The sequence below is a fragment of the Aeromicrobium wangtongii genome, assembly GCF_024584515.1.
GTDB classification, from domain to species: Bacteria; Actinomycetota; Actinomycetes; order Propionibacteriales; family Nocardioidaceae; genus Aeromicrobium; species Aeromicrobium wangtongii.
In genome coordinates, this window is record NZ_CP102173.1 from 2671620 (window position 1) to 2686670 (window position 15051).

The 15051-nt window shown below is 69.0% G+C and carries 18 protein-coding genes; 4 read left to right on the forward strand and 14 right to left on the reverse strand.

Annotated features, from left to right (window positions below):
• Nucleotide 1 precedes the first annotated feature (1 nt).
• The 12 genes from atpA to rpmE all read right to left on the reverse strand — a co-directional run bounded on the left by atpA (nt 2) and on the right by rpmE (nt 9426).
• The gene (gene atpA / locus NQV15_RS13115; RefSeq protein WP_232401903.1) at nt 2-1642 is read right to left on the reverse strand and encodes a F0F1 ATP synthase subunit alpha; all 1641 of its coding nucleotides are present in this window, start codon (nt 1640-1642) and stop codon (nt 2-4) included.
• Between the two features lie 52 nt (nt 1643-1694).
• Nucleotides 1695-2495, reverse strand: a complete 801-nt coding sequence (locus NQV15_RS13120) for a F0F1 ATP synthase subunit delta (protein ID WP_232401902.1) — start codon at nt 2493-2495, stop codon at nt 1695-1697.
• A complete protein-coding gene (locus tag NQV15_RS13125) occupies nt 2495-3034 on the reverse strand; it encodes a F0F1 ATP synthase subunit B (RefSeq protein WP_232401900.1) in 540 nt (179 codons plus the stop codon). Before NQV15_RS13125 ends, NQV15_RS13120 begins: the two co-directional genes overlap by 1 nt.
• A 23-nt stretch (nt 3035-3057) precedes the next feature.
• Nucleotides 3058-3261, reverse strand: a complete 204-nt coding sequence (atpE, locus tag NQV15_RS13130) for an ATP synthase F0 subunit C (protein ID WP_108578844.1) — start codon at nt 3259-3261, stop codon at nt 3058-3060.
• Between the two features lie 76 nt (nt 3262-3337).
• Nucleotides 3338-4138 (reverse strand): F0F1 ATP synthase subunit A, encoded by an 801-nt coding sequence (gene atpB, locus NQV15_RS13135; RefSeq protein WP_257125051.1) that lies wholly within the window; start codon nt 4136-4138, stop codon nt 3338-3340.
• A gap of 180 nt (nt 4139-4318) precedes the next feature.
• On the reverse strand, nt 4319-4723 hold the full coding sequence (locus tag NQV15_RS13140) for a hypothetical protein (RefSeq protein WP_232401896.1): 405 nt from the start codon (nt 4721-4723) through the stop codon (nt 4319-4321).
• 13 nt (nt 4724-4736) lie between these two features.
• The gene (locus tag NQV15_RS13145) at nt 4737-5858 is read right to left on the reverse strand and encodes a glycosyltransferase family 4 protein (RefSeq protein WP_232401894.1); all 1122 of its coding nucleotides are present in this window, start codon (nt 5856-5858) and stop codon (nt 4737-4739) included.
• The gene (locus tag NQV15_RS13150) at nt 5858-6499 is read right to left on the reverse strand and encodes an L-threonylcarbamoyladenylate synthase (protein WP_232401893.1); all 642 of its coding nucleotides are present in this window, start codon (nt 6497-6499) and stop codon (nt 5858-5860) included. Before NQV15_RS13150 ends, NQV15_RS13145 begins: the two co-directional genes overlap by 1 nt.
• A gap of 131 nt (nt 6500-6630) precedes the next feature.
• Nucleotides 6631-7173: a VTT domain-containing protein gene (locus NQV15_RS13155; RefSeq protein WP_232401881.1), complete on the reverse strand. Its 543-nt coding sequence runs from the start codon at nt 7171-7173 to the stop codon at nt 6631-6633.
• A gap of 11 nt (nt 7174-7184) precedes the next feature.
• The gene (gene prmC, locus NQV15_RS13160) at nt 7185-8036 is read right to left on the reverse strand and encodes a peptide chain release factor N(5)-glutamine methyltransferase (RefSeq protein WP_404801303.1); all 852 of its coding nucleotides are present in this window, start codon (nt 8034-8036) and stop codon (nt 7185-7187) included.
• The gene (gene prfA, locus NQV15_RS13165) at nt 8033-9112 is read right to left on the reverse strand and encodes a peptide chain release factor 1 (protein ID WP_232401872.1); all 1080 of its coding nucleotides are present in this window, start codon (nt 9110-9112) and stop codon (nt 8033-8035) included. Before prfA ends, prmC begins: the two co-directional genes overlap by 4 nt.
• Nucleotides 9113-9216: 104 nt before the next feature.
• The gene (gene rpmE / locus NQV15_RS13170) at nt 9217-9426 is read right to left on the reverse strand and encodes a 50S ribosomal protein L31 (protein ID WP_232401863.1); all 210 of its coding nucleotides are present in this window, start codon (nt 9424-9426) and stop codon (nt 9217-9219) included.
• Nucleotides 9427-9575: 149 nt separating this feature from the next.
• Between rpmE and NQV15_RS13175 the strand changes: the two genes are divergently transcribed.
• Genes NQV15_RS13175 through NQV15_RS13190 form a run of 4 tightly spaced genes read left to right on the forward strand, consistent with a single transcriptional unit; the run spans nt 9576 to nt 13273 of the window.
• Nucleotides 9576-10031: a hypothetical protein gene (locus tag NQV15_RS13175; protein WP_232401858.1), complete on the forward strand. Its 456-nt coding sequence runs from the start codon at nt 9576-9578 to the stop codon at nt 10029-10031.
• Nucleotides 10032-10086: 55 nt separating this feature from the next.
• Nucleotides 10087-11391 carry a flavin-containing monooxygenase gene (locus NQV15_RS13180; RefSeq protein ID WP_232401855.1) on the forward strand — a complete coding sequence of 435 codons (1305 nt, stop codon included), beginning with the start codon at nt 10087-10089 and terminating at the stop codon, nt 11389-11391.
• A complete protein-coding gene (locus NQV15_RS13185; protein ID WP_232401853.1) occupies nt 11388-12314 on the forward strand; it encodes a bile acid:sodium symporter family protein in 927 nt (308 codons plus the stop codon). The genes NQV15_RS13180 and NQV15_RS13185 overlap by 4 nt, the downstream gene beginning before the upstream one ends.
• Nucleotides 12311-13273 (forward strand): SDR family oxidoreductase, encoded by a 963-nt coding sequence (locus NQV15_RS13190; protein ID WP_232401851.1) that lies wholly within the window; start codon nt 12311-12313, stop codon nt 13271-13273. Before NQV15_RS13185 ends, NQV15_RS13190 begins: the two co-directional genes overlap by 4 nt.
• A gap of 31 nt (nt 13274-13304) precedes the next feature.
• Here the strand turns inward: NQV15_RS13190 and NQV15_RS13195 are convergent, their stop codons facing one another.
• Nucleotides 13305-14339, reverse strand: a complete 1035-nt coding sequence (locus NQV15_RS13195) for a ScyD/ScyE family protein (RefSeq protein WP_232401849.1) — start codon at nt 14337-14339, stop codon at nt 13305-13307.
• A gap of 142 nt (nt 14340-14481) precedes the next feature.
• Nucleotides 14482-14964, reverse strand: a complete 483-nt coding sequence (locus NQV15_RS13200) for a glutathione peroxidase (protein WP_232401847.1) — start codon at nt 14962-14964, stop codon at nt 14482-14484.
• Nucleotides 14965-15051 lie beyond the last annotated feature (87 nt).

Consider the following 15051-nt stretch of genomic DNA (forward strand, 5'->3'; position numbering starts at 1 on the left):
GTCAGCCCCGCTTCTGCTTGACGATCTGCTCCTGCGAGACCTCGTCGTCAGTCAGCGGCTCGAACTCTTCGTGCCCGGCCTTGATCGAGTGACCCTCGGAGGTCTCGAACTGATCGGTGAACGAGTCGTACGCAGCCTCGAGAGCCTGCTTGTTGTCGTCCTCGAACTTGCCGGTCTCACGGATGGCAGCCAGCACATCGCTGTGCGAACGCTTCAGGTAGTCCAGGAACTCGGACTCGAAGCGGGAGATGTCCTCGACGGGGACGGCGTCGAGCTTGCCCGTCGAAGCGGCCCAGATCGAGACGACCTGGTGCTCGACCGGGAACGGCGCGTACTGACCCTGCTTGAACAGCTCCATGATGCGCTGACCACGGGCGAGCTGCTGCTTGGACGCGGCGTCGAGGTCGGACGCGAACATCGCGAACGCCTCCATGGCCCGGTACTGGGCCAGCTCGACCTTGAGCGAACCGGTGACGGCCTTCATCGACTTCTGCATCGCGGCGCCACCGACGCGCGACACCGAGATGCCGACGTCGACGGCGGGACGCTGGTTGGCGTTGAACAGGTCCGACTGCAAGAAGATCTGGCCGTCGGTGATCGAGATGACGTTGGTCGGGATGTACGCCGAGACGTCATTGGCCTTGGTCTCGATGATCGGCAGGCCGGTCATCGAGCCCGCACCCAGCTCGTCGCTGAGCTTCGCGCAACGCTCGAGCAGCCGCGAGTGCAGGTAGAAGACGTCACCCGGGTAGGCCTCGCGGCCCGGCGGACGACGCAGCAGCAGCGACACGGCGCGGTATGCCTCGGCCTGCTTGGACAGGTCGTCGAACACGATCAGAACGTGCTTGCCCGCGTACATCCACTCCTGGCCGATGGCCGAGCCGGTGTAGGGGGCGAGGTACTTGAAGCCGGCCGAGTCCGAGGCGGGAGCCGCGACGATCGTCGTGTACTCCAGCGCGCCGGCCTCTTCGAGGGCGCCACGCACGGCAGCGATGGTCGAGCCCTTCTGACCGATCGCGACGTAGATGCAGCGGACCTGCTTGGTCGGATCGCCCGACTCCCAGAAGGCCTTCTGGTTGATGATCGTGTCGATCGCGATCGCGGTCTTGCCGGTCTGGCGGTCGCCGATGATCAGCTGACGCTGGCCACGGCCGATCGGGGTCAGCGAGTCGATCGCCTTCAGGCCCGTCATCATCGGCTCGTGCACGCTCTTGCGCTGCATGACGTTGGGCGCCTGGAGCTCCAGGGCGCGACGCTTGTCGGTCTTGATCTCGCCGAGACCGTCGATGGGCGTGCCCAGCGGGTCGACGACACGACCCAGGTAGGCGTCGCCCACGGGGACCGAGAGGACCTCGCCCGTGCGACGGACGGTCTGTCCCTCTTCGATGCCGGAGAACTCACCCAGGATGACGACACCGATCTCGCGGACGTCCAGGTTGAGCGCGAGGCCCAGCGTGCCGTCCTCGAACTCGAGGAGCTCGTTGGCCATGGCCGAGGGAAGCCCCTCGACGCGGGCGATGCCGTCACCGGCACTCGCCACGATGCCGACCTCTTCGGTCGATGCAGCGCTGGGCTTGTAGTCGGCCACGAACTTCTGCAATGCGTCGCGGATCTCGTCCGGACGGATCGTGAGTTCCGCCATGTGTCTGCCTGCCTTCTTGGATTTGGAGAAAGTGCTGTCGGGGAGAGTGTTACTAGCCTGCAAGGCGCCGGCGGGCGATCTCAAGGCGAGTGGACATGGAGCCATCGACGACCTCTCCGGCGACGGAGACGGTGATGCCTCCGATGACCGCGGGGTCGATGACGATGTTCAGGTGGACGTCGCGTCCGTACTTCGCGGCCAGCGCGGCCGCCAGACGGTCTTCCTCGCTGGCGTCGAGCGCCGTGGCGACCCGCACCTCGGCGAGCAGCCGGTTGCCACGAGCCGCTGCCGTCTCGGCGAACGCAGTCAGCGCCCGCTCGAACGAACCGGTCCGTGCCGCGACGGCCTGACGGGTGAGCGCCAGCGTGGTGCCCGTGACCTTGTCGCCGAGCAGGTCGTCCAGCAGCTGCGCCTTGGCCGCCACGGGCTGCGCCCGGTCGGAGACGGTCTGGCGCAGCTCGCCGTCGGACCGCACCAGGCGGCCCACCTCGAACAGCTCGGTCTCGACCGCGCTGAGCTCGCCGGCGGCGTCAGCCGCAGCGACCAGCGCGGTCACGCCGGCCAGCTCCAGGCCATCGCTCATGTCGCGACCCGATGCCCAGCGCGCGGCGGCCGCGATCTGGACGATCTTGGCCGTGTCCGGGCTGACCCGCGGGCCGAAGACCTGCTGGGCCAGTCCGGCCCGGGCCGGCTCCTCGGTGGACGGGTCGGTCAGGACCCGCCGCAGGACCGGGTTCTGGTCGAGCACGGCGACGACGCCGAACAGCTCGCCGCCGAGGTCACCCAATCCGGACGTGACCGCACCGACGGCGGCCAGGACCTCGTCGAGAGACTTCGCAGAAATGCCTCGCATCAGTTCGCCGACTCCTCGAGCTCGGCGATGAACCGCTCGACCGTGCGCTTCTGGGCCGCGGAGTCGTCGAGAACCTCGCCGACGATGCGACCCGCGAGTGCGGTGGCCATGGATCCGACCTCACCCTTGAGCTGCGCGAGGACCTGAGCACGCTCGGCCTCGACCTGCGCGTGCGCGGTCGAGGTGATGCGCTCGGCCTCGGCCTGGGCCTGGGCGCGCAGCTCGATGATGATCTGCGTCCCCTGCTCCTTGGCCTCCTCGCGGATGGCGGCAGCTTCCTGACGCGCTCCCGCGAGCTGGGCGGTGTACTCCTCGAGGGCGGCCTTGGCTTCCTTCTGGGCAGCCTGAGCCTCCTCGATGCCACCCTCGATGGCAGCGGTGCGTGCGGCGTACGCCTTCTCGAAGTTCGGGACGACGTACTTCCAGACCGCGAACACCACGATCGCGAAGACGACCAGGCCGAGGACCAGCTCGCTCCATTCAACCGCGAGCGGGCTGTGCTCTTCACCCTCGGCAGAGGCGAGCAGTGTCGTAAACATGGCGATTCCTGTCGGCTACTGGATCAAAGAACGAATGCGAGGGCGATGCCGATGATGGCCAGTGCCTCCGCGAGGGCGAAGCCCAGAATGGCAATTGCCTGCAGGCGAGCCTGCGCCTCGGGCTGACGCGCGACGCCGTTGATGTAGGCGGCGAAGATCAGGCCGATGCCGATGCCGGGGCCAACTGCAGCCAGGCCGTAGCCGATCATGTTGAGGTTGCCGTCCACGGCAATTCCTTTCGTTGTGACGCAAGAGACGCGTCGGTGTTGGGACGTATGAAGTTGTGGGTATGGGGGCTGCCGGTCAGTGCTCGTCGGCGAGCGCGCCGCCAATGTACATCGCGGTGAGCAGCGTGAAGACGTATGCCTGCAGGAACATGACCAGCAGCTCGAGGAAGCTCACGAGGATGCCGAGGACGAACGACAGGACGCCGACGGGGGCGTACGCGAGCTTGTCGGACTCGAAGATGAGGTAGGCCGCACCGGTCGAGAACAGGATCAGCAGCAGGTGGCCGGCGAACATGTTGGCGAACAGACGAAGAGCCAGCGTGGCGGGCCGCACGATGATGTTGGACAAGAACTCCAGCGGGATCAGCAGGACCAGGATCGGGCCCTTCATGCCACCGGGGACGGTCTGGCGGCGCAGGTAGCCGAAGAATCCGAACCGTGCGATGCCGACTCCGTTGTAGATCAGCCAGGTCAGCGCCGCGAGGCCGTAGACGTAGCTGATGCGCGAGAACGTCGGGAACTGCAGGAACGGGATCACGCCGTAGTAGTTGTTCACGAAGACGAACAGGAACAACGAGAACAGGTACGGCACGAACTTCATGAAGTCCTGCGTGCCGATCGAGTCACGGGCGATGCCGTTGCGGACGAAGCCGTAGACGGCCTCGCCGGCGAACTGCAGGCGGCCGGGGACCACCGCGGCCGGGCGGGCCATGACATAGGTGACGGCGATGATCAAGATGCCGGACAGGACGATCAGGAGCATCGACTTGGTGACGTCGAGGCCACCGATGCTGAACGCGGGCGGGAGCTGGAAGTTGCCCGGGCCCGGGGCGGTGAAGCCTTCGGCTACGAAAGTCAGCGATGCTGCGGTCGTCACGTACATACCCTTCAGATGGCGCGGTCACTAGTCGGTGCGGCTACGGCCTGCGTCATGCTCTGCGGAACCGGCGGTTCCGCTGGCGTCAGTGCCCGCGGTGCCGTCTGATGCCACAAGGGACGTGACTCCTCGACCAGGTCTTGGTTGTTCCCGTCCTTGCGCGCTTAGGTTATCAGGCCCTCAGCGTTCGGTGTCGTCCAGGTCGTAAGTGGGAATTCTGGTCCGCTTGGACGCCCGTATCTGCAGGAAGGTCCACGCCAGCGTGGCGACGATGACGGTGCCTCCCAAGGACCGGTCGTCCAGGTGCGCCCCCAGTCCGTCCCGGTCGAACAGCACCGTGAACAGGGCGAGCAGTGCGATCACCTTGGTCAGGAAGAACATCATGGCGACCAGCAAGGACAGGTGCGGGCTGACCTTGGTGATCGGCCCGAGTGCCGCTGGGCTCGAGACGAAGAACAGGCAGACGATGGCTCCGCCGACCAGGGCGCCGGCGACTCCGTCACCGCCCTCGATCAGGCCGGCCACGACGGCACACAGGGCGGTCACGACCAGGGTCGGCAGCACCACGGTGCGCAGCGTGGTCATCGGTGGTCCTCGTTCATGACCAGACCTTCTCTTCGAGCTTGGGGAGCAGGAACACCGCTGCGACGGTCAGGACCGCCAGCGCGCCGAATCCGGCGATCGACTGCCAGCCGCTGAACAGGCTGATGACGACGCTGCCGAAGGCCACGAGTCCCGCGAAGGTGTACATCAGCAGGACCGCGCGCCGGTGCGAGTGGCCGATCTCCAGCAGGCGGTGGTGGATGTGCATCTTGTCCGGGCTGAACGGTGAGCGCCCCGCACGGGTGCGCCGGACGACCGCCAGCGCCAGGTCGACGAACGGGACCAGCAGGATCGTGAACGGCAGGATCAGCGGCAGCAGGGTTGGCAGGAAGCTCCGCTCGGCTCCCCCGATGCCCTCGGAGATCGCGGTCGCCGGGAACTGACCGGTCAGGCTGATCGACGAGCAGGCCAGCACGAAGCCGATCAGCATCGAGCCGGAGTCGCCGATGAACATCCGCGCGGGAAAGAAGTTGTGCGGCAGGATGCCGATGCACGCGCCGGCCAGCGCCGCCGTGAGGAGCGCGGCCGCGATCGCGCGGGTCTCGCCGTTCTCGACCGCCAGGACGAAGGCGTAGGCGAAGAAGGCCACCGCGCCGATCGCGACCATGCCCGCGGCGAGGCCATCGAGCCCGTCGACGAAGTTGACCGCATTGGCGGTGCCCACGATCAGCAGGACCGTGAAGATCAGGGCCTGCGCCTGGTCGAGCCCGATGTAGTTGCCGTACAGCGGCAGGTAGACGAACTGCACGCCCTGCGCGACCACGATGATGCCGGCCAGCACCTGGCCGGCGAACTTGCTGAGCGCGTCGAGCTCGAACAGATCGTCCACGATGCCGACGATGCAGATGACCGTGCCGCCCAGCAGCACCGCCCGGACGTCCTTGAAGACGCCGTCGTCGGCGAGCGACAGGAAGGGCAGGCTCATGGCGACGACCGAGGCGGCGAGGATCCCACCGAGCATCGCCGGACCGCCGAAGTAGGGGGTGGGGATCGCGTGCACATCGCGGTCGCGGACCCGCGCGACCGCCCCGAAGTGGTGGGCGGCCTGGCGCGCGATGGACGCCAGCAGGTACGTCACGCCCAGGGCGACGCCGAAGACGACGAGGTACTCGCGCACTACGCGGCCGGCTCGATCGTGTTGTTGAAGCGGTGCAGGACCTCGAGCGGAATTGCGCCCTGCCGCAGCACGCGCGGCGTGGAGCCGGCGGCGTCCAGGATCGTCGAGGGCGTGCCGGACGCGGTGGGGCCGCCGTCGAGGTACACCGCCACCCGGGGGCCGAGCATCTCCTGCGCCTCCTCCACGGTCTGCGCAGCGGGTCGGCCGGTGGAGTTGGCGCTGCTGACGGCCAGCGGGCCGGTCTGCTTGAGCAGCGCGAGCGCGCGCGGGTCGTTGGGCATGCGCACCGCGACGGTGTTGTGGGTCTCGCCCAGATCCCAGGTCAGCGACGCCTGCTGCTGGCAGATGACCGTCAGCGGCCCGGGCCACAGCTCGGCGACCATGGATCGCAGCCACGCCGGGATGTTGATCGCGAGCGCGTCCAACGTCGTCGGTGCCCCGATCAGGACCGGCGGGGGCATGTCGCGTCCACGCCCCTTGGCGTCCAGCAGGTTCTGCACGGCGCGGGGCGAGAACGCGTCCGCGGCAACCCCGTACACCGTGTCGGTGGGCAGCACGACCAGCTTGCCCTCCTCGAGAGCCGCCTGTGCTGCCAGCAGCCCGCGGCTGTACTCCTCGTCCACGCTGCAGTCGAACTTCACCCGGTCATCCTAGGGCGCGGCATCTCCTACGTCGCTGCCCCCCGTGGCTCGTTCCTCACCACGGCCGGGCTTCGCCCGGGCGCCTGCCTTCGCTCGCTTCGCTCGCTCGGCCTGTGGTTGCGGGGGGTGCACTAGAACCAGCTGATGTGGTGGAACAGGAAGGCGATCGCCAGGAACTGGATCAGCCGGCCGGTGAAGACCATCGTCAGGAACAACCACTGGGGCTGCTTGGAGGCACCGGCCAGCAGCGTCACGATGGCCAGCGGCGGGATGCCCGTCAGCGAGGAGACGAAGGCCGTCAGTCCCCCGCTGTAGGGGCGGTCCAGCAGGGTCAGCAGCCAGTCGTTGACCCGCCTGATCCACCGGACGAAACGGGTCCGCCCGAGGCGTCTGGTCCCCCGCCGCGACCACGCGCTCAGCGCATTGCGCGGCGGTCTGGGCTCGACCATGCGGATCTTGCGGGTTCCCTGCCGCGCGAGCTGGAAGACGACGGCCTTGCCGATCGTCGTCGCGAACACGTGCACCAGGATCAACAGCACCAGGAACGGGCGGCTGTTGACCATGGCGCCCGTTGCGACGACGTAGACCTCGGCGTTGACGAAGATGGGGACGAGGGCCGCCCCGATGCCCACGGCGAATGCGACACCGATCAGTGCCAGCTCGTCACCGCCCATGACGTGACAGCCTATCGCCGCGGCTTGCGCGCGGTGACGAAGCGGGGACGGCCGGCGAGATCGTCATGATCGCGCACGTCGGCCCACCGGGCGGCGAAGACCGCCGGGGCGGACTCGCCCTGCGCGTCGGCGTGCTCGGCACCCACCACTCCCCCGGCCTTGAGCAGTCGCCAGGCGACCTGGTCGATGACGCGCATCGCGTCGAGCCCGTCGTCGCCGGACCACAGTGCCAGCGCCGGGTCGTGGTCGCGCGCCTCGGGGGCGACGCTCTCCCACGCGTCCAGCGGGATGTACGGGGGGTTCGCGACGACGATGTCGACCTGCCCGTCGAGGTCGCCGAAGGCATCGGCCATGTCACCCAGCCGCAGGTCGACACCCGTCCCGACCAGGTTGCGCTGCGCCCACTCGAAGGCCGACTCGTCCAGCTCGACGGCGTGCACCTGCGCGGTCGGCACCTCGTGGACGACGGACAGCGAGATCGCGCCCGCGCCCGCGCACAGCTCGACGACGACCGGCGAGTCGAGGGTCTTGGCGTGGTCGATCGCCCAGCCCGCCAGCAGCTCGGTCTCGGGCCGCGGCACGAAGACACCGGGGCCGACCTCGACCTCGACGTAGCGAAAGCCGGTCGACCCGGTCAGGTGCTGCAGCGGGACGCGGGAGGCCCGCGCCGCGACCAGGTCGTTGAACTGCTGCACCTGCATGCCGTGGGGCTTGGCGCTGCCGATCAGCATCATCCGCGGGACGCCGGTGACGTGGCTCAGCAGCACCTCGGCGTCGTGGCGGGGCGACGACACGCCACCGGCCGCGAGCTCGGCCGTGGCCTGCTCCAGCAGGCGCTCGGCCTGCGTCCGCAGGGTGCTCACGAACCGGACTCGACCGACGCGAGCCGCTCGGCCAGCTCGGCGTCGACCAGCGACTTGATGACGTCCTCGAGGGCGCCGTCCATGACCTGGTCGAGGTTGTAGGCCTTGTAGCCCGTGCGGTGATCCGACACCCGGTTCTCGGGGAAGTTGTAGGTGCGGATGCGCTCGGAGCGGTCCATCGTCCGGATCTGTGACTTGCGGACGTCGGACGCCTCGGCGTCGGCGGTCGCCTGGGCGGCCTCCAGGAGCCGGGCGCGCAGGATGCGCATCGCCTGCTCCTTGTTCTGCAGCTGGCTCTTCTCGTTCTGGCAGCTGGCCACGATGCCGGTGGGCACGTGGGTGATGCGCACCGCGGAGTCGGTCGTGTTGACGCTCTGGCCACCGGGGCCCGACGAGCGGTACACGTCGATGCGCAGATCGGCGTCGCGGATCTCGACGTCGACGTCCTCGGCCTCGGCCAGCACCAGGACACCGGCCGCGGAGGTGTGGATGCGGCCCTGGGACTCGGTCACCGGGACACGCTGCACGCGGTGCACACCGCCCTCGAACTTCAGCAGGGCGTGGGGGGCCTCCCCCGGCTCGGGGGTGCCCTTGGACTTGACGGCCATCGTGACGGACTTGTAGCCGCCCAGCGCCGACTCGGTGGCGTCCAGGATCTCGGTCTTCCACCCGCGGTGCTCGGCGTAGCGCGTGTACATGCGCAGCAGGTCGCCGGCGAACAGCGCCGACTCCTCGCCGCCCTCGCCGCCCTTGATCTCCATGATCACGTCCTTGGCGTCCGCGGGGTCGCGGGGAACCAGCAGCCGCTGCAGCCGCTCGGACAGCTCGTGCAGGCGCGGCTCGAGGGACTCGATCTCCGCGACGAACGACTCGTCCTCGGCGGCGAACTCGCGCGCCGCCTCCAGGTCATCGGTGGCCTGCTGGAAGTCGCGGTAGGTCTTGACGATCGCGCTCAGCTCGGCATAGCGCTGGCCCAGCTTCTTGGCCAGACCCGGGTCGGAGTGCACCGAGGGATCGGCCATCTTCTGCTCCAGCTCGGCGTGCTCGGAGACGAGGGTCTCGACGGCCTCGAACATGGACAGCTCCTGAAGTGTGGTGATGGGCGGACGGATCCGCGGGGGCGACACAAACAACAGCGCCGACCCGTGCCCGAGGGGCAGGGGTCGGCGCTGGGAGGTCGCTACTGCTTCTTGGCGTAACGCTTCTCGAAGCGGGCGACGCGTCCGCCCGTGTCGAGAATCTTCTGCTTGCCCGTGTAGAACGGGTGGCAGGCGGAGCACACGTCGGCGCGCAGGACGCCCTCGGGAGCGGTGCTCTTGGTCGTGAACGTGTTGCCACAGGTGCAGGTGACCTGGGTCTCGACGTAGTTGGGGTGGATGCCGTTCTTCATGGATGTCCTCTCGGCGGTCGCTGGGTCGTCCCGCGGGGTGCGGAGCCGTGAACCAGAACCAAGGATGAATTGTGCCAGTTGACATGCGGTACAAGGAAATCGGTCCCGGATTAATTCCCCTGCCGCGCCGGATTCGCCTACGGTGCAGCATGGCCACCGTCACCTCGGCCGGGCCGGGCCGACACGCGCTGCCGTGGCTCGTGCGCCTCGGCGTGGGTGTCGGCTGCCTCGCGCTGATCGTCGCCAAGGACGTCAGGGAGCACGGGCTCGAGCGCGACGGCGCATGGGGCCTGAGCCTTCCCATGGCGGTGGCGATCCTGGTGGCCGGGGTGGTTGCCGCCTTTCCCTTCGCGGTCATCGAGGGTGTCCTCGCCCGCAGGGACAGCCACCTGCGGATCCAGTGCCTCGCCGCCGCGGCCGGCGCAGCGGTCGTCGGGTGGTTCGCCGGCCTGCCCGTCGGCCTTCGCTTCTTCGGGAGCAGGGACCCGGCGAAACAGGAGTACATCGAGATGGCGGCATCTTCGTTCCTGGTGATGGCGGCGGCGTACTCGCTGCTGGTGCTCCTGATGCGGTCGCACCGGGTGCGGGTCCGCTCACGGCGGTGACCACCACGTGGGCAGTCACGACTCACGCCCCCTCCCGGCTGGCACACTGCTGGCTGTGTCCCCCGCCACTTACGCCGTCATCGGCGCCGGGCCCTCTGGGCTCGCCGCCGCCCGCAACCTGGACCGCCGCTCCATCGCGTGGACGGGGTTCGAGCTCGGCCCCGACGTGGGCGGCCTGTGGAACATCGACGCCCCACGCAGCACCGTCTACGAGTCCGCGCACCTGATCTCGTCGCGCACCACCACCGAGTTCACCGAGTTCCCGATGCGCGACGACGTCGCGGACTACCCCGGTCACCGCGCTCTCATGGCGTACTTCAGTGATTTCGCCGACACCTTCGGCCTGCGTGATCGGTTCCGGTTCGGCACCGAGGTGATCCGCGTCGAGCCGGCCGATCCGCGCTCAGGAGGGTGGGACGTCACGAGCCGCGGGCCGGACGGCGTGACGACGACCGAGACCTTCGCGGGCGTCATCGTGGCCAACGGCACGCTCTCCGAGCCGAACGTCCCCCGGTTCGAGGGCGAGTTCAGCGGCGAGGTCATGCACACCAGCGCGTACAAGTCGGCGGAGGTGTTCCGTGGCAAGCGGGTGCTCATCGTCGGCGCCGGCAACAGCGGCTGCGACATCGCCGTCGACGCGGTCCACCACGCGGCCTCCGTCGACCTCAGCGTGCGCCGGGGCTACTACTTCGTGCCCAAGTACCTGTTCGGCAAGCCCGCCGACACCCTCAACCAGGGGCGTCCGCTGCCGGCTCGCATCAAGCAGGCGATCGACACCCGCGTCCTGCGCATGTTCACCGGCGACCCCGTCCGCTTCGGCTTCCCGAAGCCGGACTACAAGATCTACGAGTCCCACCCGGTGGTGAACACGCTGGTGCTGCACCACATCGGGCACGGCGACGTCGACGTGCGCAAGGACGTGGCCCGCCTCGACGGCGACGTCATCCACTTCGTCGACGGGTCGTCCGGGACGTACGACGTCCTGGTGCTCGCGACCGGCTACCGGCTGCACTACCCGTTCATCGACCGCTCCCACCTGGGCTGGACCGGCGCCGCGCCCGACCTGCACCTGAACATCTTCCCCGCCCAGCACGACGACCTGTTCGTCCTGGGGATGATCGAGGCCTCCGGGATCGGCTGGCAGGGACGGTACGAGCAGGCCGAGCTGGTCGCGGCGTACATCGCGGCGAAGGCGGCCGGCAGCCCGGCCGCAGCCCGGTTCCGCGAGCAGGTGCACGGCCCGCGCCCCGACCTCACCGGTGGCTACCACTACCTGGGGCTCGAGCGGATGTCGTACTACGTCAACAAGGACGCCTACCGCCGGGCCGTGGGCCGGGCCATCGAGGAGCTGACCGCATGATCACGAGCGCCGATGTCGACACGATCTCGATCGCCTTCAACGAGAGCTCCCTGACCCTGCTCAAGATCGTGATCGGCACGATCCTGTTCGGAGTCGCCCTGGACACCCGCATCGAGGACTTCCGGGCCGCACTGCGCAAGCCGCGGGCCATGGCGGTCGCGATCGGCGGCCAGTTCCTCCTGCTGCCGGCGATCACGTTCCTGCTGACGCTGGTCCTGGACGTCCGGGGATCGGTCGCGCTCGGGATGATCCTGGTCGCGTGCTGCCCGCCGGGCAACGTCTCCAACATCTTGACGCACCGCGCGCGGGGTGATGTCGCGCTGTCGGTGTCGATGACCGCGGTGTCGAACGTCCTCGCCATCTTCCTGATGCCGCTGAACTTCGCACTGTGGGGCGGGTGGCACCCCACCGGTGAGAAGTTCCTGCGCGACATCGACGTCACGCCGTGGGACATGCTCAGCGAGGTGGTGCTGGTCATCGGCGTGCCCTTCGTGCTCGGCCTCACGGTCGCCCGCCTGTGGCCGCGGGTCGCGTCAGGCGCCCACGCCTGGGTCAGCCGGATCGCCTTCCTGGGGCTCGCGGCCATCATCGTGGTCGGCGTTGCGAAGAACTGGGACATCTTCACCGACTACATCGGCATCGTCCTGCTCGCGGTGTTCCTGCACGACGCGCTGGCGCTGGCGCTGGGCTACGGCATCGCCCGGGGCTCGGGGCTGGCCGACTACAGCCGGCGGGCGATGACCTTCGAGGTCGGCATCCGCAACGCGGGCCTCGGCCTGCTGCTGGTCTTCGAGTTCTTCGACGGACTCGGCGGCATGGCACTGGTCGCCGCCTGGTGGGGCATCTGGGACATCATCGCCGGTCTGGCCGTCGCGACGTGGTGGGCCCGCCGCGCCCCCACCCGCGAGCGGGTGGACGCATGAGCGGCCCCCGCGTCCTCGTCACGGGCGCCAACGGCTTCCTGGGACGATCGGTCGTCGCGGGCCTCGCCGCCTCGCCGGACGTCGAGCTCGTGGTCGGCACCGATCTGCGCCTCCCCGATGCGCCGACTCCCCGAGTCGTCCACGAGATCGCGGACGTCACTCATGCCGCAGCGGTCGACGACGCGATCGGCCGCCACGGCATCGACACCGTCGTGCACCTGGCGTCGATCGTGAACCCGGGCCCCGGCATGTCGCAGGACCTGGCCCACCGCGTCGACGTCGACGGCACCCGGCACGTCCTGGACGCGTGCATCGCCCACGACGTCCGCCGGCTCGTGGTCTCCTCCAGCGGCGCCGCGTACGGCTACCACGCGGACAGCCCGCCGTGGATCACCGAGGACCAGCCGGTGCGCGGCAACGACGCCTTCGCCTACAGCCGGCACAAGCGGCTCGTCGAGCAGATGCTGGCCGTCGAGCGGGAGGCGCACCCCCGCCTGGAGCAGGTGGTGCTGCGCATCGGCACGATCCTGGGTCGCACGGTCGACAACCAGATCACCGACCTGTTCCGGGCCAAGCGCCTGCTGCGCATCGCGGGCTCGGACTCCCCGTTCGTCTTCATCTGGGACGAGGACCTCGTCGCGATCGTGCTGCAGGCCGTGACCGGCGACGTGACGGGGATCTTCAACGTCGCCGGCGACGGGGCGATGCCCATCCAGGAGATCGCCGCGGCGCTCGGCAAGACGACCCTGCCGGTCCCCGAGCCCGTCCTGCGGGCGGCGCTGGCGGTCGCCAAGCCGTTGCGCCTGACGCAGTACGGCCCCGAGCAGACCAAGTTCCTGCAGTTCCGCCCCGTGCTGGACAACACCCGGCTCAAGGACGTCTTCGGCTACACGCCGACGCACACCTCGCGGGAGGCGTTCGCCGCCTGGCAGGCCGCCCAGGACCCCACCCGGCTCTGAGCCTCCGCAGGCCCGGCGTCCCCCGTGACGGTCAATGGCGAAGCGGCACCGCCCAGACCTCGCCGTCGACCGTCACCACGTAGGCCGTCCGGTGGATGATCTCCAGCGACGTGGGACGGTCGAGGTCGGCGGCGACGACGTCGAAGCCCCCGGACCCGTTGGCCTTGATCAGCGAGCCGGTGTCGGGCAGCCCAGGCGCACCCGCGGGGTCACCGCTGTACGTGCCATTCGAGATCGCGTACAGGGCGCCACCGTGCCGACCCCCTCGGCCGGAGCCGGCGAGCTCGACGTCCGTGAGGATGCTGGCCCCGGACGCCACCTCGCGCGGCTCCGTCGAGCCCAGGCGGACCGCCATGATCTTCCCGTCAGCCGGGTCGTGCGGGACCGCCCCCGCCTCCGCGAAGTAGAGGCGGCCGTGCCTGATGTCCATGCCGGCGGGAACGACGTTGCCAAGGGTGAGGATCTCCCTGACGGCGCCGCTCGTCGTGACCGTCAGGATGCGGTTGTGGTGTCCGTCGCTCACCAGGAATCCACCCCGCCACGGTTGCAGGGCGAACTGGAGCCCGGACGGGACGTCGAACGCAGTCGCGGGCGGGTGGGTGATGGACCACCTACCGATGTCGGCGACCACGGTGTGCGCGCCGCCGCGGGTGTTCACGCGGTACAGCCCGGCCGTCGAGGTTCCCCCGACATCGGGTCCGACCAAGGTGACCAGCGCGTAAGCCGTGTGCCCGCGGAACGCGACGTCCGTCACTCCGCCGAGCCCGACGCTGGGGAGCATTTTCGGCAGGCCGGACGCGAACGGCGACGTCGCCCCGGTGCGTGGGTCGATCCGGACGATCGTGCCGGCCACCGGCTCGGCCACGTACAGGGCGCCATCTGGGCCGACGGTGCTTCCCGACCCACTCCCCAACCCTCCGGCGAGGAGCCGGGGCGCCGAGGCTGACGACGGGGAGGGGTGGTCCAGGTGGCGCGAAGGGCTGGATCCGCCGGCGACGGCAGGGGCCGTCGTCGCCATGACCAGCGCGACGGTTGCGAGCAGCGAGGTGCGACGAGCTGACTTCATGCTTGCCTCCGATGAGTTCGGGCGCACTCACCGGGGCCGAGGCCTTGTGGTTGGTCGCGGCGCCAAGCGGCGCGCGTACTTCGTGCCCATGCTTCACCTCTTGCGCCCGGATGACAATGGACGCAGCAGCCTTTCCGTGCGGCTAGGCCGGGAGCAGCTTCTCGATGTCGGCCTTGATCTTGTCGGGCGTGGTGGCCGACGAGATGCGCTTGACCACGTTGCCGTCGGTGTCGACCAGGAACTTGGTGAAGTTCCACTTGATCGCCGACGGGCCGATGCCGCCCTTCTCCTCCTTGAGCCACTTGTAGAGGGGGTGGGCGTCCTTGCCGTTGACCTTGATCTCGGAGAACAGCGGGAACGTCACGCCGTAGTTCTTCTCGCAGAACGCGGCGGTCGCCTCGTCGCCGTCCGGGTTCTGGTGACCGAACTGGTCGCACGGGAAGCCCAGCACGACCAGACCGCGGTCGACGTACTCCGCGTACAGCTCCTCGAGGCCCTTGAGCTGCGGCGTCAGTCCGCACTGCGTCGCGGTGTTGACCACCAGCAGGACCTTGCCCTTGTAGTCGGCCAGCGAGCGATCGGTGCCGTCGATGGCGGTGGCGGTGAACTCGTGTGCGGTCGTCATGGGGACATCGTAGGGTCGCCGTGGCTCACGGCCACCCGAATATCGGCTGTCGGGACGTGCTTGCCCCCAGACATGCGAGAGGGACGC

What these genes read in the sequence shown, in the direction of transcription:
- atpA (WP_232401903.1), bottom strand. Translation starts at nt 1,642, where the DNA reads ATGGCGGAACTCACGATCCGTCCGGACGAGATCCGCGACGCATTGCAG.
- NQV15_RS13120 (WP_232401902.1), bottom strand. Translation starts at nt 2,495, where the DNA reads ATGCGAGGCATTTCTGCGAAGTCTCTCGACGAGGTCCTGGCCGCCGTC.
- NQV15_RS13125 (WP_232401900.1), bottom strand. Translation starts at nt 3,034, where the DNA reads ATGTTTACGACACTGCTCGCCTCTGCCGAGGGTGAAGAGCACAGCCCG.
- NQV15_RS13140 (WP_232401896.1), bottom strand. Translation starts at nt 4,723, where the DNA reads ATGACCACGCTGCGCACCGTGGTGCTGCCGACCCTGGTCGTGACCGCC.
- NQV15_RS13155 (WP_232401881.1), bottom strand. Translation starts at nt 7,173, where the DNA reads ATGGGCGGTGACGAGCTGGCACTGATCGGTGTCGCATTCGCCGTGGGC.
- prfA (WP_232401872.1), bottom strand. Translation starts at nt 9,112, where the DNA reads ATGTTCGAGGCCGTCGAGACCCTCGTCTCCGAGCACGCCGAGCTGGAG.
- rpmE (WP_232401863.1), bottom strand. Translation starts at nt 9,426, where the DNA reads ATGAAGAACGGCATCCACCCCAACTACGTCGAGACCCAGGTCACCTGC.
- NQV15_RS13175 (WP_232401858.1), top strand. Translation starts at nt 9,576, where the DNA reads ATGGCCACCGTCACCTCGGCCGGGCCGGGCCGACACGCGCTGCCGTGG.
- NQV15_RS13185 (WP_232401853.1), top strand. Translation starts at nt 11,388, where the DNA reads ATGATCACGAGCGCCGATGTCGACACGATCTCGATCGCCTTCAACGAG.
- NQV15_RS13190 (WP_232401851.1), top strand. Translation starts at nt 12,311, where the DNA reads ATGAGCGGCCCCCGCGTCCTCGTCACGGGCGCCAACGGCTTCCTGGGA.
- NQV15_RS13195 (WP_232401849.1), bottom strand. Translation starts at nt 14,339, where the DNA reads ATGAAGTCAGCTCGTCGCACCTCGCTGCTCGCAACCGTCGCGCTGGTC.
- NQV15_RS13200 (WP_232401847.1), bottom strand. Translation starts at nt 14,964, where the DNA reads ATGACGACCGCACACGAGTTCACCGCCACCGCCATCGACGGCACCGAT.